The organism is Streptacidiphilus rugosus AM-16 (assembly GCF_000744655.1).
GTDB lineage: Bacteria > Actinomycetota > Actinomycetes > Streptomycetales > Streptomycetaceae > Streptacidiphilus > Streptacidiphilus rugosus.
Genome location: NZ_JQMJ01000003.1, coordinates 821,114 through 841,762, shown reverse-complemented (window position 1 = coordinate 841,762; position 20,649 = coordinate 821,114). Strand labels below are relative to the sequence as shown.

General features: G+C 71.4%; 19 protein-coding genes and 1 pseudogene. 10 read left to right on the top strand and 10 right to left on the bottom strand.

Annotated features, from left to right (window positions below; all coding sequences use genetic code 11):
* Nucleotides 1–66: 66 nt before the first annotated feature.
* Together BS83_RS07285 and nth are read right to left on the bottom strand one after the other, a co-directional pair.
* Nucleotides 67–813, bottom strand: coding sequence for an NUDIX hydrolase (locus tag BS83_RS07285; protein ID WP_051942740.1), 747 nt, complete (start codon nt 811–813; stop codon nt 67–69).
* Nucleotides 810–1,718, bottom strand: a complete 909-nt coding sequence (gene nth / locus BS83_RS07280) for an endonuclease III (RefSeq protein WP_084713193.1) — start codon at nt 1,716–1,718, stop codon at nt 810–812. Before nth ends, BS83_RS07285 begins: the two co-directional genes overlap by 4 nt.
* 213 nt (nt 1,719–1,931) lie before the next feature.
* On the opposite strand from nth, the gene BS83_RS48830 reads away from it, so the two are divergent.
* From BS83_RS48830 to BS83_RS45200, 6 genes are all read left to right on the top strand, one after another.
* Nucleotides 1,932–2,393, top strand: coding sequence for a helix-turn-helix domain-containing protein (locus tag BS83_RS48830; RefSeq protein WP_084713192.1), 462 nt, complete (start codon nt 1,932–1,934; stop codon nt 2,391–2,393).
* Complete coding sequence (locus BS83_RS07275; RefSeq protein WP_037602042.1) at nt 2,380–2,898, top strand: ImmA/IrrE family metallo-endopeptidase; 519 nt, start codon at nt 2,380–2,382, stop codon at nt 2,896–2,898. Before BS83_RS48830 ends, BS83_RS07275 begins: the two co-directional genes overlap by 14 nt.
* A gap of 249 nt (nt 2,899–3,147) precedes the next feature.
* Entirely contained in the window at nt 3,148–3,408 is a 261-nt protein-coding gene (locus tag BS83_RS07270; protein WP_037602040.1) for a multiubiquitin domain-containing protein, read from the top strand.
* Nucleotides 3,383–4,552 carry a ThiF family adenylyltransferase gene (locus tag BS83_RS07265; RefSeq protein ID WP_037602038.1) on the top strand — a complete coding sequence of 390 codons (1,170 nt, stop codon included), beginning with the start codon at nt 3,383–3,385 and terminating at the stop codon, nt 4,550–4,552. The genes BS83_RS07270 and BS83_RS07265 overlap by 26 nt, the downstream gene beginning before the upstream one ends.
* Nucleotides 4,549–4,950, top strand: a complete 402-nt coding sequence (locus tag BS83_RS07260; RefSeq protein WP_063774112.1) for a DUF6527 family protein — start codon at nt 4,549–4,551, stop codon at nt 4,948–4,950. Before BS83_RS07265 ends, BS83_RS07260 begins: the two co-directional genes overlap by 4 nt.
* A gap of 444 nt (nt 4,951–5,394) precedes the next feature.
* Entirely contained in the window at nt 5,395–6,135 is a 741-nt protein-coding gene (locus tag BS83_RS45200) for a hypothetical protein (protein WP_157596995.1), read from the top strand.
* Nucleotides 6,136–6,273: 138 nt separating this feature from the next.
* Here the strand turns inward: BS83_RS45200 and BS83_RS07255 are convergent.
* The 4 genes and pseudogenes from BS83_RS07255 to BS83_RS07240 all read right to left on the bottom strand — a co-directional run.
* Nucleotides 6,274–6,765 (bottom strand): annotated as a pseudogene (locus tag BS83_RS07255) (endonuclease III domain-containing protein); the annotation flags it as partial.
* A 114-nt stretch (nt 6,766–6,879) separates the two neighbouring features.
* On the bottom strand, nt 6,880–7,671 hold the full coding sequence (locus BS83_RS07250) for an SDR family NAD(P)-dependent oxidoreductase (protein ID WP_037602036.1): 792 nt from the start codon (nt 7,669–7,671) through the stop codon (nt 6,880–6,882).
* Nucleotides 7,672–7,893: 222 nt separating this feature from the next.
* Nucleotides 7,894–8,370 (bottom strand): (2Fe-2S)-binding protein, encoded by a 477-nt coding sequence (locus BS83_RS07245; protein WP_037602035.1) that lies wholly within the window; start codon nt 8,368–8,370, stop codon nt 7,894–7,896.
* Nucleotides 8,371–8,443: 73 nt separating this feature from the next.
* On the bottom strand, nt 8,444–10,804 hold the full coding sequence (locus tag BS83_RS07240; RefSeq protein WP_037602033.1) for a molybdopterin cofactor-binding domain-containing protein: 2,361 nt from the start codon (nt 10,802–10,804) through the stop codon (nt 8,444–8,446).
* A gap of 368 nt (nt 10,805–11,172) precedes the next feature.
* On the opposite strand from BS83_RS07240, the gene argG reads away from it, so the two are divergent.
* On the top strand, nt 11,173–12,621 hold the full coding sequence (argG, locus tag BS83_RS07235; protein WP_037602031.1) for an argininosuccinate synthase: 1,449 nt from the start codon (nt 11,173–11,175) through the stop codon (nt 12,619–12,621).
* A 192-nt stretch (nt 12,622–12,813) separates the two neighbouring features.
* On the top strand, nt 12,814–13,284 hold the full coding sequence (locus BS83_RS07230; RefSeq protein WP_037602029.1) for a DIP1984 family protein: 471 nt from the start codon (nt 12,814–12,816) through the stop codon (nt 13,282–13,284).
* Nucleotides 13,285–13,605: 321 nt separating this feature from the next.
* Here the strand turns inward: BS83_RS07230 and BS83_RS07225 are convergent, their stop codons facing one another.
* The 4 genes from BS83_RS07225 to BS83_RS07210 all read right to left on the bottom strand — a co-directional run bounded on the left by BS83_RS07225 (nt 13,606) and on the right by BS83_RS07210 (nt 18,811).
* On the bottom strand, nt 13,606–14,310 hold the full coding sequence (locus BS83_RS07225) for an LmeA family phospholipid-binding protein (protein WP_037602027.1): 705 nt from the start codon (nt 14,308–14,310) through the stop codon (nt 13,606–13,608).
* Entirely contained in the window at nt 14,307–16,535 is a 2,229-nt protein-coding gene (locus tag BS83_RS07220) for an MMPL family transporter (protein WP_198035159.1), read from the bottom strand. Before BS83_RS07220 ends, BS83_RS07225 begins: the two co-directional genes overlap by 4 nt.
* A gap of 132 nt (nt 16,536–16,667) precedes the next feature.
* Entirely contained in the window at nt 16,668–18,053 is a 1,386-nt protein-coding gene (locus tag BS83_RS07215; RefSeq protein WP_037602026.1) for a HAMP domain-containing sensor histidine kinase, read from the bottom strand.
* The gene (locus tag BS83_RS07210; protein WP_084713191.1) at nt 18,050–18,811 is read right to left on the bottom strand and encodes a response regulator transcription factor; all 762 of its coding nucleotides are present in this window, start codon (nt 18,809–18,811) and stop codon (nt 18,050–18,052) included. The genes BS83_RS07215 and BS83_RS07210 overlap by 4 nt, the downstream gene beginning before the upstream one ends.
* A gap of 184 nt (nt 18,812–18,995) precedes the next feature.
* Here BS83_RS07210 and BS83_RS07205 point away from each other — a divergent pair, with 184 nt between their 5' ends.
* The gene (locus BS83_RS07205) at nt 18,996–19,622 is read left to right on the top strand and encodes an RNA polymerase sigma factor (RefSeq protein WP_232248096.1); all 627 of its coding nucleotides are present in this window, start codon (nt 18,996–18,998) and stop codon (nt 19,620–19,622) included.
* A gap of 68 nt (nt 19,623–19,690) precedes the next feature.
* Nucleotides 19,691–20,620 (top strand): hypothetical protein, encoded by a 930-nt coding sequence (locus BS83_RS07200; RefSeq protein ID WP_037602024.1) that lies wholly within the window; start codon nt 19,691–19,693, stop codon nt 20,618–20,620.
* Nucleotides 20,621–20,649: the final 29 nt, after the last annotated feature.

The window sequence follows — 20,649 nt, the reverse complement described above, 5'->3', positions numbered from 1 at the left end:
CGCCGCGCGAGGTGGCCCCGTGACGCTTACCTCCGGACACCCGCCGGGCGAGGCCGCCCCTGCGGATCAGGCTCCTTCGCCGCCGCCCCGCATCAGGGCGCGGGCGCGTTCCTGCTCCTCGCGCGAGGCGAAGACGGCGGAGTCGCCGAGCTCGACCTCGCGGGCGCCGTCCCACGGCTGTTCCCACCCCGCGTGATGGAGCAGGCGGTCGATGACGCCTGCCGTGAAGCCCCAGACGACATGGCCGTCGACAAGGAAGGCCGGGCCGCGGAACCCGCTCGGATGCCGGAGCCTGGCGCGGTTCGCCGGGTCGGCGAGCTCGGCGACGGGGACCCGGAAGACCTCGGCCACCTCGCCCTCGTCCACCGGACCGACGGGAACCGGTGAGTGCCACCAGCCGAGCACCGACGTGACCACGAAGTCACTGACCGGGATGTAGAGGTCCGGCAGAACGCCGAAGACCTGGACGCCCGCCGGGTCCAGTCCGGTCTCCTCGCGCGCCTCGCGCAGCGCGGCGCGGATCCGGCCCTCGCCCTTCGGATCGCCGTCCTCGGGGTCCAGCGCACCGCCGGGGAACGACGGCTGCCCGGCATGCGAGCGGAGCTGTCGGGCGCGCTCGATCAGCAGCAGGTCCGGGCCGAGGCCCGGCTGCTCCCCGAAGAGCACCAGCACCGCGGACCGCCGCCCGCCCTCGGCGGGCGGCAGGAACCGGCTCAGCTGTCGCGGCTCGACCGACTCGGCGACGTCGCGTACCGGCAACAGCCAGTCCGGGATCCCCTCCCGGACGACCCCCACCTCGGCCGCCGCGCTCACCCGGCCGCTCCGGCCCGGTCCACGTCGGCGGCGTCCGGTCCGACCCCGCCGGTGGAGGCCGCGCGTGCCGCGGCCTCGCCGGGGTAGTCGGCGGGCGGCTGCAGGCGTTGACCGGGCTGCCCGCCCTTCTCGTACTTGAGCAGCTTCTCCGCCTTCACCGGATCCGTCTCGCCCTCTCCGTAGGAGGGGCAAAGCGGCGCGATCGGGCAGGCTCCGCAGGCCGGCTTGCGGGCGTGGCAGATCCGGCGGCCGTGGAAGACGACGCGGTGCGAGAGCATGGTCCACTCGCTCTTCTCGACCAGCGCGCCGACCTCCTGCTCGACCTTGACCGGGTCGTCGGACTCGGTCCACCCGAACCGCCGGGCGAGCCGGCCGAAGTGGGTGTCGACGGTGATGCCCGGCACGCCGAAAGGTTCTCCCGTTTTAGGATCACGTGCGTTTCCGAGGACGACGTTGGCCGTCTTCCGCCCCACGCCGGGCAGCGTGACCATCTCCTCCAGCGTCTTCGGCACCTCACCCCCGAAGTCGTCCCGCAGCGACTTCGACAGCCCCAGCAACGACTTCGCCTTGTTCCGGAAGAACCCCGTCGGCCGGATCAGCTCCTCCAGCACCTCCGGATCGGCGTCCGCCATCGCCTCGGGCGTCGGGTACTTGGCGAACAGCGCCGGCGTCGTCTGGTTCACCCGCAGGTCCGTCGTCTGCGCCGACAGCACCGTCGCCACCAGCAACTCGAACGGCGACTCGAAGTCCAACTCCGGATGCGCGTATGGGTACACCTCCGCCAACGCCCGGTTGATCCTCCGCGCCTGCCGCACCTTTGCGATGTGCGTCTTCGGGAACGCTGCCTTCTTGAACCCCGGCCCACCGGCAGCACCAGCGGTCACGGACACGCCACTCTTCGCCATACCGAGAGCCTACGACCCGACCCTGTCACGCTTGGCCAGGTCGCGGCGTTTACCGATCGGGCAGCGCTCATCGACTGAGCCTGCAGGGTGCACAGCACCCACTCCCGACCCAGCGGCCCGGTGCTCCTCGCGTTCGCTGAGTTCTGAGCCATCGGCCTGGACCGGAAACAAGAAGACCGAAATGGGGACCCTTCACCATTGGCAGGCAGGGGCATGGCTCTCGCGCGGCGGTGTGCATTAGGTTGGATGACAGCGATACTGTCATCCGGGAGCAGCGTGGACGAGAAGACCTTCAACGAGGGCCTTGGAGCCCGCGTGCGCGCCGCCCGGCTGCGAGTTTCGCTGACCCAGGAGCACCTGGCTCGGCGAGCCGGACTGACCCGCGGCTCGATCACCAATATTGAGTCAGGGGCTCAAGCGCCTCCACCGTACCGACTGGCGCTACTGGCGGAGGCGCTGTCCGTAGCTCCGGCTGACCTGCTCCCACCGCTTGTGGAGACGGGACCGACCGCAGGCTTGCCGGAGGCCTGGGCAGATGCCGTCCAATCCGTCATGTCCGCAGCAGACGAGCAGGCCTCCGGGCCGTTGAGTGATCTACCGGGCGGCTGGGCAGACGCTGTCCAGTCCGTTATGTCCGCGGCAGAGGAACAAGGGAAACGCGATGGCCAGAGCTGACGTCGAGGCTCAGAGCCTGCTCCGCCGTTTCGGAGTCGAAGAACCGCCGATTGAGCCTGAAGAGTTGGCCAAGCGCCTAGGGGTGCTGGTCGTTTACCAAGACATGCAGAACGACGTGTCGGGCATGCTGGTCCGCCGAGGCGACGAGCAGAAGGTCATCGGCGTCAACGAGGCCCACCCTGCGGCCCGACAGCGCTTCACTATCGCCCATGAGCTCGGACATCTGCTGCTCCACCGGGGCCGACCGCTGATCCTCGACACTCAGACCCGTGTCAATCTGCGAGATGCCGTCTCAAGCGCCGCGACGGACCGCGAGGAGATCGAAGCCAACCGCTTCGCCGCAGCACTCCTCGCCCCAGAACAGATGGTGCGACGGGCCGTTCGCGACATGCACGTCACCACTTCTGAGGAACTCGTCGCGAAGCTCGCCAAGCGCTTCTCGGTGAGCCAGACAGCTATGAACTACCGACTCATGAACCTGGGCATCATCTCCGACCCCAGCTGAACACCAACACACAGAGGGGCCCGCCCAGGCGGGCCTTCTTTGTAGGAATCTACGACAGCTAAACTGTCCCTCAAAGGGCTTGTATCACACGCACTCCGAGTCGTTTCCTGGAACCAGGCGTTCCGACTCATCAGCCACATGAGCCCCGGATGCCACCCGAGCGATCCCCGTCCGAACAAGGCGCCAGCGCGTCAGGCATACGTCACCCCTGGCGACCGCTGACACTCGAATCCCCGCAGGAGTCATCAGATGCCTCAGAGCGACCACGAGCACCCGTCCGTCGCGATCATCGTCAACGCCCGCCCGCACACCTGGAGCGAGCGAGCCATCACCTTCGAGCAGGTCGTCGAGCTCGCCTACCCCGGCCAGCCGCCGACGGACCAGGACACGTACACCGTCCGGTACAGCCGCGGCCAGGACGGACACGGTTCGGGCAGTCTCACGGCCGGCCACAGCGTCATTGTGAAGAACGGGATGGTCTTCGATGTCCTCCGCACCTCTCGTTCGTGACCCTGACCTGTCCCGCCTGCTCGACGACGGGTACGACGTCGTCGTGCAGGCAGGGCACCTCATCGTCAGGCGCATCCCCTACGTCACCGATGAGCGGGAGGTCCGCTACGGCTTCCTCGCCTATCCGGTGACGGTCAGCGGTGACCGGGTGGTGTCGGACACCGACCACCGCATTTGGTTCGGCGACTCGGCACCCTGCGACGAGCACGGTCGGCGACTCCCCATGGCCAACGCCGAGACCCGGGTGATCGGCGAGGGTCTGCGGGCGGAGTTCATGCTGTCGTCCAAGCCCGGCCCGTCGGGGTATCCGGACCAGTACTCGAAGGTGACGGCCTACACCCGGATGATCGCCGACCAGGCACAGGCGGTGGACCCGACGGTCACAGCCACGCCGGGCGCGGCCTGGCAGGAGATCGAGGACGATTCCCCGTTCGTCTATCGGGACACCGCGACGTCGCGGGCAGGACTCGCGGCGATCAACCGCCGCTTCCGAGGACACCGGATCGCGATCGTTGGGCTCGGCGGCACCGGCGGCTACATCCTCGATCAGGTCGCCAAGACCGAGGTTGACTCGATCCTTCTCATCGACGGCGACCATTTCGACAACCACAACGCCTTCCGTGCGCCGGGTGCGGCTTCGCTGGAGATCCTGCGTGGCCGACCGAACAAGGCGTCCTATTTCGCCTCGATCTACTCCCAGATGCATCGGGGCATCACGACGTGCGAGGAGTTCCTCGATGAGGAAAACCTCGGCGTGCTCGCAGGTGCGACGTTCGTGTTCCTCGCCTCAGACGACGCTCTGAGCAAGGTGGCCATCATGAACTGGTTGGACGCCCGAGACGTGGCGTACATCGACGTCGGCCTGGGCGTGGAGGAAGTCGACGGCCAACTGACCGGCCTGCTGCGAGTCTCCACCATGCTGTCGGGGCGCCGGGCACAGGCTCGCAGCCGGATACCGGCCCCTGCCCCGGAGCGCGACGACTACGACCGCAACATCCAGACCGCCGACTTGAACGCGCTCAACGCGATACTCGCAGTTGTACGTTGGAAGCGATACCTGGGCGTCTACGCCGATGCAACGGAGGAGGCGTTCTCAACCTTCTCGCTGATCACCAACGAAATCGCCAGCGAGGACCTGCCGTGAAGGCCGTCAACTTCCTCCGTCCGCAGTTCGTTGACACCTTCCCGCCGGTCATGGACACCGGGGTTCTCTACGTATCGATCCCATACTCCACCTGCGGGCACTTGTGCGCATGCGGCTGTGGGGAAGAGGTCGTCACCCCGCTGAATCCCGCGCAGTGGGCACTCACCTACGACGGCGAAACCGTGTCACTCATGCCGTCCATAGGGAACTGGGGTTTGCGTTGCCGGTCCCACTACTGGATCACCCAAGGAAAGGTGCTTTGGAGTCGCCGTTACACGGCACACGAGATCGACGTCAACCGCGAACGCGACCGCAAGGTCCTTCAGCAGCAACTCGGCGAGAGTCGTTACGGCCGGCTCGACCGGCTCTACCGTCGGGTGCGAGGCCAAGGCGGCTGAGGCAGAGGGGTGGCCTGCGCCCGATGTCCGGGGGGCCACCCTGCACCCATCCAACCGCGCTCCCGCCCAGGTCAGCGCGGCGGGCTTACGGCTAGCAACCGGACCCATCCACGAGCCTGCCCGTTCCGTCCTCGTCCTTCGTCACGCTCGACCCAAACGTCGGGCCGTCCGTCGGCCTTTCAAGCCTGCGCTTGTACGCAACACCCGCGCCAGGTGCCTCCTTACCACCGCCGCTCTGAGCAGCGCGCTGTGCGAGAGCCCACATCCCGGAGGCAGTCGGACGTCACGGGAGCCGAGGCCCCACGAACCATCACCTCCCAACCACCAGCCCATGACGGTACCTTGGCACCTCCCGGGCAAGCGGCCCCCGCCTCTAGAAGGGTGCATGTAGTGCCATCTAGGCTTCATCCTCTCCAGGCTCCCCTGGACAACCTGATCGACTACATGCGCGACGGGCACAACATCGAGCAGGTGCTCCTAGAGTTGCTCGGACAGACCGCTGAAGCCCGGCGGGCTCAGGGCAAGACTGGCGCCGGAAACCCTGGGGTAAAGCACCCGTCGCTCAACCGTGCCGCAGTAGTCGCCACCGTCGGGGCGCTGGAAGCGTTCAGCGAAGACCTAGCAGTCACAGCCCAGGCCCTGGACCCGCAGGCAAATCCGCCGACGGCCTGGTACAAGATCACCGGAGGGGGCGGGATGGTTCAGACGCCAACCCCCGAGAACCTGCGCAAGATGTTTTGGACCTTCTTCCGGTTCGATCCAACTGCCAACTGGGAGTGGGCTGTCGAAGTATCGCCCTCGGAACTCGGGCCAGGTAGCAACTGGCGCGGCCCCGTCCACCGATACACCGGACGGGACACGTCCAAGTTCCTCAACGCCATGGTGAGTGCTCGTCACGGCTTTGCACACCAGGACAAATCTCAGAGCAGCTCTGGATTCCCTGGGATCGTCACACTGACTCCCGGCGGCAAGATCTCGATCCACTCGCACCATGCATCCAACGCGCTAAGTGTGCTCCTGCAGATGGCGATTCTCACAACGCACGGACTGTCCGATCACCTACAACTCCAGGGCCAGTTCCGGTGGTCAAGAGCTATGGACGACGCAGATTGGGCACGGCGGCTCAAGGACACAACGGCAGGTGCCCTCGCGGCCAAGGCGTGGAGGAACTCACCCACACTCTAGGACGCCGCGCCTTCGAGCACCTGAGTGCTCTCAACTATCAAGCATCCGAGCTGGATCGCCACTCTTGTTGGCAGGTCCCGCCGAAGGTTCTCCGCAATCAAGAACGACAGCGCGGACAGTTGCCCGTGCTCAGGCAGCTGTCATGCTGGCGAAGCCGAAGGCGTTGCCGAGCACGACGTTGGCGGTCTTCCTGCCGACGCCCGGCAGGGTGACCAAGTCCTCCAGCCGCCCGGGGACCTCCCCGCCGAAGTCGTCCCGCAGGGCTGCGGAGAGTCCGAGCACCGCCTTCGACTTGGCCCGGAAGAACCCGGTCGGGCGGAGGATCTCCTCCAGTTCCTCGGGGGCGGCGGACGCCATGTCCTCGGGCGTCGGGTACTTCGCGAACAGCGCCGGCGTCGTCTGGTTCACCCGGAGATCCGTCGTCTGAGCGGACAGCACCGTCGCGACCAGCAGTTGGAAGGGGTTCTCGAAGTCCAGCTCCGGATGCGCGTACGGGTACACCTCCGCCAGCGCCCGGTTGATCTTCCGCGCCTGCCGCACCAACCCGGTGTGCGTCGCGGGCACCTTCGCCTTCTTGAACCCCGGCCCACCAGCAGCCCCGGCCTTCACGGACACGCCACTCTTCGCCATACCCGCCAGCCTACGACCCGGCACGGACGCCCAACGGCGATGCGGGGCAAGATCGCCCGACCGCGGTCCGACCCGGTCTCCCCGCAGCGCCCGACGCGTGCCGCCCGCGGCGCGTCACTGCGCCAGGTAGCCGCCGTCGACGGGAAGCACGGCACCGGTGATGAACGAGGCCGCGTCGGAGGCCAGGAAGGCGATGGCGTGGGCGACCTCCTCGGGCTCGCCCAGGCGGGCCATGGGGTGGGCGCCGGTGACCTCCCGGAGGTACTCGGGGCCGCCGGGCTCGTCGTCGAGGCGGAGAACGCGTTCGGTGCGGATGGTGCCGGGGGCGACCGCGTTGACGCGGACGCCTCGCGCCGCCCACTCGACGGCCAGGTGCTTGGTCAGGCCGGTGGCCACGAACTTGGCGGGTCCGTAGGCCGCCTGGCGCGCCTGGCCGGCCATGCCGGAGATCGAGGAGACGCACACGACGGAGCCGCCGGGGCGCTCCTGGGCCTGCATGGCGGCGATGGCGTACTTGCAGGTGAGGAACATGCCCCTGCCGTCGACGGCCATGACGGCGTCCCAGTCCTCGGGGCTGGTCTCCTCCAGACCGGAGAGCGGCAGGATGCCCGCGTTCGCGACGGCGACGTCGAGTCGGCCGAAGGCCCTGACCGCGGCGTCGACCATGCGGCGCACGTCCTCCGCACGCGTCACGTCGCCCTCCACGCGGGTCAGCGCCAGGCCCTCGGCGTCCAGGGTCTGCACCAGCCCGGCGAGCCCGGCGGCGTCCCGGTCGGCGGCGACCACCCGGGCGCCCTGCCGGGCCAGGAGCGACGCGGTGGCGCGGCCGATGCCGCTGGCCGCCCCGGTCACCAGACAGGACCTGTCCCGCAGCCCGTACCCCTGCTGTGCCGCCGTCGTGGTCATCGTCAGCCTGCCTTCACCTCGTCGGCCGGGGCGGTGCGCCCGCAGGGGTCGTCGGACGCGAAGGTCGACGCGGCCGTACCGCCCTGTCTAGCAACATCCCCGCGCCGGTGGCCTCCTGTGCGGTCCTCCGGCCGCCGACTTCACCCGGACGGGGAGGGGCGGGGAGGCACGGGGAGGGACGGGGAGGGGCGGGGCGCGCGGGGAGGCACGGGGCCGCGCACGTCAGAAGTTCTTCGCCGCCGCGGTGATCGCCTCGCGGATGCGGTGGTACGTGCCGCAGCGGCAGATGTTGCGGATCTGGTCCAGGTCCGCGTCGCCGATCTCATGGCCGGCGGCGCGGGCCTGGAGCACCTTGGCGACCGCGGCCATGATCTGGCCGGGTTGGCAGTAGCCGCACTGGGCGACGTCGAACTCCAGCCAGGCCTCCTGCATCGGGTGGAGGTCCTTGCCGACGGTCGCGGGAAGGCCCTCGATGGTGGTGATCTCGTCGGTGGGCTGCAGGTCGGAGACCGGGACGCTGCACGGGTTGAACGCCTTGCCGTTGACGTGGCTGGTGCAGGCCTGGCAGACCCCGAGCCCGCAGCCGTACTTGGGCCCGGTGACACCGAGGACGTCACGCAGCACCCAGAGCAGCCGGACGTCGTCCTCGACGTCGACGGTGACCTGACGTCCGTTCAGGACGAAACTGTGCTGCGGCACTGGGTGGCTCCTTCGGGACGTGCGATGACGTGCGATGACGAGCGATGACGGCCGACGACGACCGGGGCGGGGCTCAGTAGGCGCGGCTGAGGCCGTCGGTCGGCGAGGCGGGGATCGGCGGAACCGTGGGCAGCGGGGTGAAGCCGAGCGGGCCCCCGTGGTTGATCGGGAAGCTGGTCGGCATGGTGCCGGTGGCCCGGCCGTAGGCGCAGGCGACGGCCGCCATCGCGCCCGCGACGGCCAGCTCGCCGGCGCCGCCCGGCGTCCCCGTCGTCGGCGGCATCACGATGACCTGCAGCTCGGGCGGGGTGTTCCACTGGCGGGTGTAGAAGTAGTTGTCCCAACTGCCCTCCAGGAAGACACCGTTCTGCAGGTGGAGGCCGGCGCTGAGGGTGATCGCGATGCCGTCCATGATGCCGCCCATCATCTGGGCCTCCAGGCCGCGCGGGTTGACGGCCAGCCCGACGTCGACGGCGCAGACCACCTTGGTGACGCGCGGTCCGGTGTACGCGTCGGGAATCGTGCGGCCGGTGGTGGCCGCCGTGCAGTCGATCTCGGCGAGGACGGCGACGAACCCGTGGTACTCAGGGTGCAGTGCGATGCCCTGGGCCGTACCGGGCGCCATCGTGCGCCCCCAGTTCCCCGCCTGGGCCACCTGGTCGAGGACGGCGCGGGCACGCGCGTCCTTCAGGAAGGCGCGCCGGAACCGGTACGGGTCCTGGCCCATGCCGGCGGCCAGCCGGTCGACGACGAGCTCCTGGGCGCAGCGCACGTTCGGCGAGTAGATGTTGCGCATGCTGCCGGTGTTGAAGCCCTTGTCGACCTCGCTGAGCAACTGCGTGGTGACGCCGAACTCGTAGGGCGTCTGCTGGGTCAGCTCGAAGATGGTCTCCGAGAAGCCGATGTCTCCGACCGGCAGCTTGGCGGCCATGGCGGTGATGATCTCGCCGAGCCCGTGGCTGAAGTCGGTAGCGACGGAGGTGTGCCGCTGTTCGTAGCTGAGCACCTGGCCGAGCGAGTAGGTCGCGCGCACCCTGGAGGTCGCCATGGGGTGGGTGCGGCCCTGGCGGAAGTCGTCGGTGCGGTGCCACATCAGCTTGACGGGCTTGCCCATCGCCTGCGACACCTCGGCGGCCTCCCTGGCGGCGTCGAAGAAGAGCTTCCGGCCGAAGGAGCCGCCGCCCTGGGTGACGTGGACGGTGACGGCGGAGACGGGCAGTCCGAGCTGCGCGGCGATGTGCTCCTGGGCGACGACGGGCGACTTGAGCGAGGCCCAGATCTCCGCCGAGTCGGGCCGCACGTCGGCGATGGCGCAGTTGGGCTCCAGGGCGCTGTTGCTGGCGAAGTGGAAGGTGAAGCGCGCGTCCACGGCCTCGGTGAGCAGCGGCAGCGGCGGGACGACCAGCGGCAGTTCGGCGGCGGCCAGCTCCGCCAGGACACTCGCGTCCGAGGCGTTGTCCTCGGTGCCCGGCCCCCAGCCGACCTGGAGCGCGCGGACGGCGTCGATGCACTGCCCGAACGTTGCGCCGCGCACGGCCACCCCGGTGGAGACGACGGCGACGTCGGTGATCCCCGGCATCGCCCGCACCGCGGCCAGGTTCTGCACCGATCGGACCGTCCCGTTGATCGTCGGCGGGCGGCAGACCATGGTCGGCAGGGCGCCGGGCACGGAGAGGTCCATGGCGAACTGCTTGCGGCCGGTGACGGCGTCCAGGGCGTCGATGCGGTTCTGCGGTGTGCCGATGACGCCGAACCGCGCCGGGGCCTTCAGCGTCACGGACACCTGGGTCGTGGCCACCGCAGCCGCCGGGACGGCCAGTTGGGCATAGGTCAGGCTCGCTCCGCTGGTCGCGGTGATGACTCCGGCGCTGACCGTCAGTGCGGCGAGCGGCTCGCCGAGCGCGGTGGCGGCGGCCTGGAGCAGCCGGCCCCGGGCGATCGCAGCGGCGACCCGGATCGGGGTGAAGGTCGAGATCGTGGTGTTGGACGCCCCGGTGAGCTGGTTGAAGAGCAGTTCGGGCCGCGCGTCGGCCAGGGTGACCCTGACCTGGTCGAGCGGGAGGTCCAACTCCTCGGCGATCAGCATGGCGGAGGAGGTGGTGATGCCCTGCCCCACCTCCGCTCGCGGCAGGGCGAGGGTGGCGATGCCGTCCGCGCCGACCTGGACGGTGATCAGGTCGGCGGTGGGCAGCGCCGCGTCCGTGAGCATGTCGTTCAGGTCGTAGATCTCGGACGGTTCCGGCAGGGACGGCACCACGGACGGAGCCATGGCCGGTGTCGTCGTGGTGAGCGCGGCCGCCGTGGCCTGCGCGGGGGCGACTCCCGCCTCGCCGAGCGACGCCGCCACGGTGAGCGTCGAGGCGGCGAGGACGTAGCCGAGGAAGGTGCGCCGACCGATCCCGTCCACGGACTCCGGCTCGCGTTCACCCTGCACCTGTTTCCCCCGCCCGCTCCACGGCCGCCCTGTCGGGCCGGAGCCTGGCACAGGGCGGTCCGGCTCCGCCAGACCTGTTGTGACCGAAGCCCGTCAACACCGATATCCGGACGACGGCGTCCGATATACGGCCTGCGATCGATCGACCGTCCCGGCCTCCGGCCCGCGCACCCGCCGCCCCACCACCACCCCACAGAAACGCGCCGCCCCGACCGACAGGCCGCCGCACCACCGGCGCCACCCCGCCACGGCAGAACCGCGCCGCCAGGCCCGACGGGCCGGCGGGCGACCGACGGCGGGCAGCACGTCGGCGTGCCGTTCCGGGTTTGGGATTGCATGATCATGCGGTTCGATGCATACTCGTGCACATGTCCAAAGTGCTGTCCTCCCTGCCCGTCGGTCACCGTGTCGGTATCGCCTTCTCCGGGGGCCTCGACACCTCGGTAGCGGTCGCGTGGATGCGCGAGAAGGGTGCCGTGCCGTGCACCTACACCGCTGACATCGGGCAGTACGACGAGCCCGACATCGCCTCCGTGCCGGGCCGGGCCACCGCCTACGGCGCCGAGATCGCGCGGCTCGTCGACTGCCGGGCCGCCCTCGTCGAGGAGGGGCTCGCCGCCCTGGCCTGCGGCGCGTTCCATATCCGCTCGGGCGGTCGCTCGTACTTCAACACCACCCCGCTCGGCCGGGCCGTCACCGGCACGATGCTGGTGCGCGCGATGCTGGAGGACGACGTCCAGATCTGGGGCGACGGCTCCACCTACAAGGGCAACGACATCGAGCGGTTCTACCGCTACGGGCTGCTGGCCAACCCGGCGCTGCGGATCTACAAGCCGTGGCTGGACGAGGCGTTCGTCAGCGAGCTGGGCGGCCGCAAGGAGATGTCGGAGTGGCTGCTGGCCCACGACCTCCCCTACCGGGACAGCACCGAGAAGGCCTACTCCACCGACGCCAACATCTGGGGCGCCACCCACGAGGCCAAGGCGCTGGAGCACCTCGACGTGGGCGTGGAGCTGGTCCAGCCGATCATGGGCGTCCGGTTCTGGGACCCGGCCGTCGAGATCGCCGCCGAGGACGTCACGATCGGCTTCGAGCAGGGCCGCCCGGTGACGATCAACGGCCGGACCTTCGCCACCCCCGTGGACCTGGTCCTGGAGGCCAACGCGATCGGCGGCCGGCACGGGCTCGGTATGTCGGACCAGATCGAGAACCGGATCATCGAGGCCAAGAGCCGCGGGATCTACGAGGCCCCCGGCATGGCCCTGCTGCACGCGGCCTACGAGCGGCTCGTCAACGCGATCCACAACGAGGACACCGTCGCGGGCTACCACAACGACGGCCGCGCCCTCGGCCGGCTCATGTACGAGGGCCGCTGGCTGGAGCCACAGGCGCTGCGGCTCCGCGAGTCGCTGCAGCGCTGGGTGGGGGCGGCCATCACCGGCGAGGTGACGCTGCGACTGCGGCGCGGCGAGGACTACTCGATCCTCGCCACCAGCGGCCCGGCGCTGAGCTACCACCCGGACAAGCTGTCGATGGAGCGCACCGAGGACTCGGCCTTCGGCCCGGCCGACCGCATCGGCCAGCTGACCATGCGCAACCTGGACATCGCCGACTCCCGCGCCAAGCTGGAGCAGTACACCTCCCTCGGCCTGATCGGCTCCGGCGGCCCCGCCTCCGAGACCCCGGCGCTGGGCGCCTCGACCGCGCTGCTCGGCTCGCTCCCCGAGGGTGGCGCCGAGGCGATCGCCTCCCGCGGCAAGCCGGCCGGCAACGACGAGCTCCTCGACTCCGCCGCCATGGAGGCGGGCACGGACTGACCGGTCCCGCCTCGCTCCGGCGGAGTCAGCCGGACGCCGCCGGACCCCACCGGGCTCCGCCGCATGCCGCCAGACCTGTGCCCGGCCGTACCCACGGCCGGGCACACCTGTCTGACCTGGAAAAACAGGTGCGGCCCCGACACCCCGGTCCGCATACTGGCGCGACGACGGACCAGAACGGAGGTGGGAGCGGTGAAGCTGGCGGAAGCGCTGGCACAGCGCGCGGACGCGACCCGACACGTCGAGCAGTTGCGGGCCCGGACCGTGGCGAGTGCCCGGTTCCAGGAGGGGGAGGAGCCTGCGGAGAACGCGGCGGAACTCCTCGGCGACGCGGACGCCGTACTCGACGACCTCGAGTCGCTGATCCGCAGGATCAACCGGACCAACGCGAGCGCGCGGATGGTCGGCGGCGGCACGCTCACCGACGCTCTCGCCCGCCGGGACGTGCTGCGACTTCGGCACGCGGTGGTGACCGCGGCGGCGGACGCGGCCGCGGGCCGGGACCAGCGCGGGATGGGTCGCCAACTGCGGTCCGAGCTGAGGATGCTCTCCGCGCTGCCGGTCGCGGAGCTGCGCGCCAAGGCGGACGTGCTGGCCCGCGAGATCCGCGAGACGGACGTGGCCATCCAGCGCACCAACTGGGAGGTCGACCTGCTGGACTGACCCTCCGGCAGGACTCAACTGTCCGGTGTGGAGCAGGTAGTCGTCGCGGAGGCGTGCACAGACCGCGGGCCGGCGGTCAATCCGGCCCCTTTCCTGGCGCGTGGAGAGCAGCGCGGGGGTTCGAATCCCCTGGTCACACCGCAGCTCAGCACTCCGTACACGTGACCGTGCACAGGGAACAGCACATCACCGCGTGCAGATCCGCGACGACGAGGGCGGGCTCGGGGCCTCCACACCGGCGACGCTCGGCGCGCGCACCCCATCAGGTGCGCGCGCCGCGTGCTTCCGGGCCCGGAGGCGCGCCCGTCGGCGATCGCACCCTCAGGCGGCGGACAGGGTGGCGGCGCCGCCGGTCAGATCGATCAGCAGGGCGTCCGGCCGGACGGTCACCGCGGTGGCGTGCAGGCCGAGCGGGTACGCCGGCTGCGGTCCCGACCCCAGCGCGGCGCCGCCGAGGCCGGTCGTCCGGACCGGACGGCCGAAGACGGTCAGTCCTGCCACCGCCAGCGTGAACCTGCCGTCCTTGACCTGCGGATGCAGCGTCAGCTGCCCGATACCGCCGGGACCGACAGCCACCAGGATCGTCCCGTTCGACGGTTCGCCGGTCACCGAGGAGACCGACACCGTGGGTGCGGCGCTCCGGATCGCCTCGGTGATCGAGTCGGTGGACACGGTGACCCGGGCGTGCGTGCTGCCGACCGTCGGCCGGGCGCCGCCGAGGCGGATGTCGTCCAGGCTCGCCCGGACGGCCACATGGGAGAGCGGGCCGAGGGTCGCGTCGTCGCTGCTCAGATCGAGACGGGCGATGTTCTGACTGACCAGGTCCCACAGGGCGAGGTCACCACCCTCCCCGACGGTCAGGTCCCCGCCCAGCGCATGGGCCGAGCCCGCGATCCGGTCCCGGATCAGCTGACGGGCGGCCAGTTCCCCGCTGACGGCCGTGATCACGAACACCGCGCACACGGTGACGACGATCGCGCGGCGCCGGCGCAGCGAGGCCCGCGTCCTGGCGAAGCGGCCGCTCATCGCTGCCCCTGCCCGGCGAGCTCCGCGGCGGACGAGGGGGCCTCTCCCGCGGTGCCTTCCGGGTCGAGGTGCGGCAGGAGCCGGTCCAGCCAGGCCGGGATCCACCAGTTGGCGTTCCCGAGCAGGTACATCGTCGCCGGGACGAGCAGCAGCCGGACGACCGTGGCGTCGATGATCACGCTCACCCCCAACCCCAGCGCGAGCATCTTCACCACGACGTTCGTCGACAGCATGAAGGCCAGGAAGACACTGGTCATGATGAGCGCCGCACAGGTGATGACGCGCGCGGTGGCCGCCAGGCCGGTGGCGACGGAGGCGCCGTTGTCGCCGCCGTGCAACCACGCCTCGCGGATCCGGGCGAGCAGGAAGACCTCGTAGTCCATCGAGAGTCCGAAGACGATCGCGAACATCATCATCGGCACGTAGGACTCGACGGGGACCTTCTCGGCGACGCCCAGGAACGAGCCGCCCCAACCCCACTGGAAGACCGCGACGACCACGCCGTAGGCCGCCCCGATGGAGAGCAGGTTCAGCAGCGCGGCCTTCAGTGCGACCAGCGGACTGCGGAAGACGGTGAGCAGCAGCAGGAACGCCGCGGCCACGACCACGCCGATGATCAGCGGCAGCTTGGACACCAGCGTGTCCGTGAAGGTCTGCCCTGCCGCGGTGACACCGGTGACGAAGCCGACCGCGCCGCTGCCGGAGAGCGCGTGCGGTACCGCGTCGTTCTGCAGGGTGTGCAGCAGGGTGGCGGTTGCCTGGTCCTGCGGGCCGGTGGTCGGGGTGACCGTGGCGATCAGCAGGTCGTCGTCGGGGCTGGTCTTCGGCGGCGTCACCGAGGCGACGCCGGGCACGGCCGCGAGGTCCTGCCGCAGGGTGTCGGCGAGTGTCTGACGTTGCGTCTGGTCAGCGGCCAGGTCGCTGTCGAGCTGGGCGACCACGGTGATCGGGCCGTTGGCGCCGGGGCCGAAACCCTCGGTGATCAGGTCGTACGCATGCCGATCGGTGCTGCTGGTGGGCTGCGCGCCCGCGTCGATGTGGCCGAGCCGCAGCGAGGCGGCGGGGACGGCCAGGATGCCGAGCAGCAGCAGACCGGCGGTCAGATGGAGCCACGGCCGCCGCCCGACGGTCGCGGCCCAGCGGTGCCAGAGGTCGCCGTCGCCGGTGGGCTCGGCGACCGGCGTGCGGACGCGGAGGCGGTCGATGCGGCGGCCGAGCAGGCCCAGCAGCGCGGGGGTGAGGGTGAGGGAGGCGGCGGCCGCCACGACGACGGTGAGGCCGGCGGCGACGCCGAGCGTGCCGATGAAGCTCATGCCGGAGACGTAGAGTCCGGCGAGCGCCATCGCCACCGTCGCCGCGGCGACGAGGACGGCCCGGCCGCTGGTGGCCACGGTGCGGCCGACCGCCTCTGCGGGTTCGAGGCCGTCCTCCAGCAGGGCGCGGTGGCGGGTGGTCAGGAAGAGCGCGTAGTCGATGCCCACGCCCAGGCCCATCATCGCGGCGAGTGTCGGCGCGGCCTGCCCGAAGCTGACGTGCGCGGCCAGCAGGCCGAGTCCGCCGATGCCGACCGCGAGCCCGAGGATCGCGGTCACCAGCGGCAGCCCGGCCGCGGCGACGCTGCCGAAGCCGATCAGCAGCACCAGTACGGCGACGGCCAGGCCGATCGCCTCCGAGGTCCGGTCGGCGGACTTGGGGGCGGCGAGCTGTCCGAGCGGGTCGCCGTACTCGACGGTCACGTGGTCGGCGCGGAGCGGCGCGACGGCGGCGTCGACCTGGGCGATGTAGGAGTGGGGGAAACTCGCCGGGTTGCTGCTGAAGTGGACGGCGATCTGCCCGATGTCGCCGGAGGCGGACACCGCCCCGGTGGTGAGCGGACTGCTCGCGGACAGGACGTTCGGCAGGTGCGCGAGCTTGTCCACGGCGGCGTCGACGGCCGCCCGGTGTTCGGCGAGCGAACCCTGGCCGGACCTGATCACGATCGGTGCCGCGGTCCCCGACAAGGTCGGGCCGCCGTGGGCCTTGAGCAGGTCGGTGCCGGTCTGGGTGCTGGTGCCTGGCAGTGAGAAGCTGTCGACGAAGTCGCCGCCCCAGCGGGCGTCGGCCACGCCGAGTCCGACGAGCAGCACGAGCCAGGCGGCGACGACGCGCAGGCTGTGCCGGGCGCACCAGCGACCGAGACGGTGCAGGAGCCCTGGGCCGCGGACGGCGCCCGATGCGGTGTTCATGAGCGCTGACTCTGGGGCACGGGTGTAAGGACGGCGTTGGCGGATTGTTCGGGGAGTGTACGGGCGCGCGTTCGGCAGGCCGCACAGCGGCGGAGCGTCGTGCCCCTGACGGTGCGACCCGGCGCGCAGCTGTCAGGTGGTCGGCGCGGGCGGCAGGGTGACGGTGAAGGCGGCGCCGCCTTCGGGGCCGTGCCCGTGGGCGGTGATGACGCCGCCGAGGCGGCCGGAGAGGCGGTGGGCGATGGCCAGGCCGAGACCGCTGCCGACCGTGCGGGTTCCCCGGTAACGCTCGGTCAGCACACCACTGTCGAAGGCCACCGCGACGTCCGCCTCGGTGAGCCCTGGTCCGCCGTCGCGGACCTGGAGTTCCGCGCCGCCGTCCGGGGCGGGCCGGACGGCGAGCACGAGCGGCGCGTCGGCAGGAGTGACCCGCAGCGCGTTCTGGACCAGGCCGTCGATCAGCTGGCGCACCCGGAAGGCGTCGGTCGTGACGACGACCGGCTGCCCGGGTTCCTCGAACCGCAGCTCGACGCCCTGCCGTTCGCACGGGCCGGTCCAGAACGCCGCCGCCTCGCCGACCAGCGCGGCAAGATCGGTGGGGGCAGGTTCGAGGCGGAAGTCGTCGGCCTCCAGCCGGGCCAGGTCCAGCAGGTCGGCGAGGAAGCGGTCCAGTCGGCGGGTCTCCCCCGCCAGGATCCCGCCGACCTCGGGCAGCCGGTCCGGTTCGACCAGTCCGTCGGCGAGCGCCTCGGCGTAGCCCTGGAGGGCGGTCAGCGGGGTCCGCAGCTCGTGCGAGACCGAGAGCAGGAACCGCCGTTGCCGGTCCTCGCTGTGGGCCAGGGCTTCCTCCAGCACGTTCAGCGCCCGTCCGATCTCGGCGGCCTCACGCGGGCCGTCGACCGGTGCCCGGACGCCGCGTTCCCCTGCCGCGAGACGGTGCGCGACCCCGGCGGCCGAGACCAGCGGCCGGGCGGTCCTCCGGGCCAGCAGCGCGCCGGCGAGGCCGGCTCCGAGCATGCCGACGAGCAGCGGCAGCAGGGTGTTGCGTCTGATCCGGTCCACGTCGTCGCTGACGATCGTGTAGGGCTCGGTCAGCACGACGGCCCCGCCCCGCACGCCGGGCTCGCCCACCAGCAGCACCTTCTGACCGGCCAGCAGACCGGTCCCCGAGACGGGCCGCCCCGCGAGCAGCTCCGCCCTGGAGGTCGTGTCGACGGCCGGTCCGGCCGTTCCCGTGACGGTGCCGTCCGCGGCGATGACCGCCAGCTGCGTGCCGTTCGGCCCGCCCAGCAGCTGGCCGCCGGCGAAGATCACCCCCGAGAGGGCGGGCAGACTGCTCAGCACCTTGGCGTGCCGCGCGAGCTGGTCGCGTTCGCGCTGCTCGGCGCCGTGCGCGGCGGTCTGCCAGGCCACCAGCCCGGTGAGCGCGACCGCCAGGGCGGCCACGAGCGTGGTCAGCGCGACGATGTTGCGCGCGAGCGAACCGCGCCGACGCCCGGCGCCCTCGGCCGCCGTCATGCTCCGGGGTCCTCGGAGCCATGGCCGGTGCCGGTGCCGGCGCCCGTACCGGGAGCCTTCGCGCCGGGCTCGCCCACTCCCGGGTCCTTCGCGCTGTAGCCGACGCCGCGCACGGTGCGGATCGGGCTGGCGTCGCCGAGCTTGGACCGGAGCTGGGAGACGAAGACGTCCACCATCCGGGTGTCCCGATAGCCCGCGTAGCCCCAGACCTGGGCGAGCAGCTGCTCCCGGGTGAAGACCTGGCCGGGGCGCTGCAGCAGGTGGGCGAGGAGGTTGAACTCGGTGGCGGTCAGCTCCACCGGCTCGCCGTCGCGGAGCACCGTGCGGGCCGCCGCGTCCACGCTGAGCCGACCGAGGCGGCCGACGGGCTGCTCCGGCGGGCCCGCCGCCCGGCGCAGCACGGTCTTGAGCCGCACGACCAGCTCCCGCGGCGAGAACGGCTTGGTGAGGTAGTCGTCCGCCCCCAGCTCCAGACCGAGGATCCGGTCCGCCTCCTCGCCCCGCGCGGTCACCAGCAGCACCGGCGTCCAGTCCCCCGCCTCGCGCAGGGTCCGGCAGAACTCCAGGCCGTCCAGTCCAGGCAGGCCGATGTCCAGCACGATCGCCACCGGGCGCATCCGCCGGACCGCCGCCAGCCCGGCGGCCCCGTCGCTCTCCACGTGCACGCCGTAACCCTCGCGGGCCAGATAGAGCCGCTGGACGTCGGCGATGTGCCGCTCGTCCTCGACGACCAGGACCAGGCCCCGGGACTCCGTCATCGTCGCCTCTCTCACCTGCGGGAACGCCAACGATGCTAACCACCTCCCGCATCCTTCCCCACGAGCGCGCCGCAGCCCGTACGAAGCCCGAACAATCCCGAACAATGGGGGCCCGCGAACGCTCGCGGCCCGGGCGTCAAGTACGGGGTGAGACCGCCGCCGGGCGGTCGGAGACGGAGACTCCGTGGAACCGCACCATCGCGCTCCCGACGTCCCCGGTCGCGAAGGGAGCGACGCGGGCGACGCGGGCGACGCGGGCGACGACGCCCAGCTGGTCCGCTCGGCCGACGAGGCCGCCGCTTTCGCGCCGCTGGTGGAGCAGCACTCGACCGCTCTGCACGGCTACTTCGTCCGCCGGGCGCCGCACGCGGCCGACGACCTGCTCGCCGAGACCTGGTTGCAGGCCTTCACGGCGCGCCGCAGCTTCGACCCCGCCCTGGGGACCGCACGCGGCTGGCTCTTCGGGGTGGCCCGCAACGTCCTGCTGCTGCACCTGCGGCGCACCGCGCGGAGCACGCCGGCGCCCGCGCCGGAGGTCGCCGACCCCTGGCAGGCGGTCGACCAGCGGCTGGACGCCGGCGCGCTGGCACCACAGCTGCGTCGGGCGCTGGCCGATCTGCCGGCGGAGGAGCGCGAGTTGATGCTGCTCATCGCCTGGGAGCAGCTCACGCCCAGCGAGGCCGCCGCCGTCGTGGGCATCCCGGCCGGGACGGCCCGCTCCCGGCTCCACCGCGCCAGAGGCCGGATGCGTGAGCGGCTGACGCCCTCGTGGCACCCGGCACGCCTCAGCGTGACCGGTGAACCGGCGTGAGGCGCCGCACCCGTCCCGCCCCGCCCCTCCTTCCCACTTCCTCTGCCCCGAAGGGACTCCCCACCGAGATGAACGAGACCTCGACCTACCTCGACTTCCCCGGCGCGGACGCGCTGCAGGCCGCGGGCCGTGTCGCCCCGCCGTCGGCGCAGGCCGTGGACCGGGCCCGCGCCGCGGTCCGCGCCGCGACCGCGGCAGAGGCGCGGCCGGCCGGAGCGGGGGCGGCGGACGGCGGACGCGACCTGGTGGTCACGCCGGTCCGGACGCGTCGCCTGATGTCCGGCCGACGGATCGCGGCGGTGTTCGCGCTGGCCGCCGCGGCGGCGGGCGTGGTCGTCGGCACGAACGGCGTGACGTCCGCACCGACGGCGCAGCGCCCGAGCGCGACCGCGCGGCAGTCGGCGTCGGAGGGAGCAGCCACGTTCCTGAACGGCGTCGCCGAGGTGGCCGCCACCCGGTCGGCCTCCACGGCCCCGTACTGGAAGGCGCAGACCAGGGCCGTGACAGGCACTCGCACCAGCACGGTGACCACGTACGTTTCGCGTCAGGGCTACGTGATCCTGAGCCGCGGCAAGATCTACCACAAGGGCGCGCCCTCCTGGAGCGTCGGATCGAAGCTCGTCGACTGGAACGGCCTCGACCGCCTCCCGACGGACCCGGCGACGCTGCTGTCGATGATGTCCGTCGCGCAGCCGAGCCGTGGCGAGGGCGTCTTCGAGCAGGCAGGCAGCATCCTCGCCCTCTCGCCGGCCGACCCGGCGCTGCGAGCCGGGCTCTTCAAGGCCCTGGGTCGTCTGAAGGGTGTCAAGGTCGTCGGCCCGGTCAAGGACAGCGTCGGCCGCAGCGGCACGGAGCTGGCCTACGGCGACCCCCAGGGCAGCGAGGCCGTGATCATCGACCCGAAGACGGCCACGGTGCTCGAGACGGTCTTCTGGCAGGCGGGCAGTGTCTCCCGCGCGACGATCCTGTCCGTCGGCCCGGCCATGTCGATCGGCTGACGCCACCGCCGCCACCCTCTCCTGCCGCC

Bases quoted from the DNA above. Each gene is read 5' to 3' on its own strand.
- BS83_RS07275 (WP_037602042.1), top strand. From the start codon at position 2,380: ATGGCCAGAGCTGACGTCGAGGCTCAGAGCCTGCTCCGCCGTTTCGGA.
- BS83_RS07265 (WP_037602038.1), top strand. From the start codon at position 3,383: ATGTCCTCCGCACCTCTCGTTCGTGACCCTGACCTGTCCCGCCTGCTC.
- BS83_RS07225 (WP_037602027.1), bottom strand. From the start codon at position 14,310: ATGAGCGGCCGCTTCGCCAGGACGCGGGCCTCGCTGCGCCGGCGCCGC.
- BS83_RS07220 (WP_198035159.1), bottom strand. From the start codon at position 16,535: ATGAACACCGCATCGGGCGCCGTCCGCGGCCCAGGGCTCCTGCACCGT.
- BS83_RS48830 (WP_084713192.1), top strand. From the start codon at position 1,932: ATGGCTCTCGCGCGGCGGTGTGCATTAGGTTGGATGACAGCGATACTG.
- BS83_RS07270 (WP_037602040.1), top strand. From the start codon at position 3,148: ATGCCTCAGAGCGACCACGAGCACCCGTCCGTCGCGATCATCGTCAAC.
- BS83_RS07200 (WP_037602024.1), top strand. From the start codon at position 19,691: ATGAACGAGACCTCGACCTACCTCGACTTCCCCGGCGCGGACGCGCTG.
- nth (WP_084713193.1), bottom strand. From the start codon at position 1,718: ATGGCGAAGAGTGGCGTGTCCGTGACCGCTGGTGCTGCCGGTGGGCCG.
- argG (WP_037602031.1), top strand. From the start codon at position 11,173: ATGTCCAAAGTGCTGTCCTCCCTGCCCGTCGGTCACCGTGTCGGTATC.
- BS83_RS07250 (WP_037602036.1), bottom strand. From the start codon at position 7,671: ATGACCACGACGGCGGCACAGCAGGGGTACGGGCTGCGGGACAGGTCC.
- BS83_RS07210 (WP_084713191.1), bottom strand. From the start codon at position 18,811: ATGACGGAGTCCCGGGGCCTGGTCCTGGTCGTCGAGGACGAGCGGCAC.
- BS83_RS07215 (WP_037602026.1), bottom strand. From the start codon at position 18,053: ATGACGGCGGCCGAGGGCGCCGGGCGTCGGCGCGGTTCGCTCGCGCGC.
- BS83_RS45200 (WP_157596995.1), top strand. From the start codon at position 5,395: ATGCGCGACGGGCACAACATCGAGCAGGTGCTCCTAGAGTTGCTCGGA.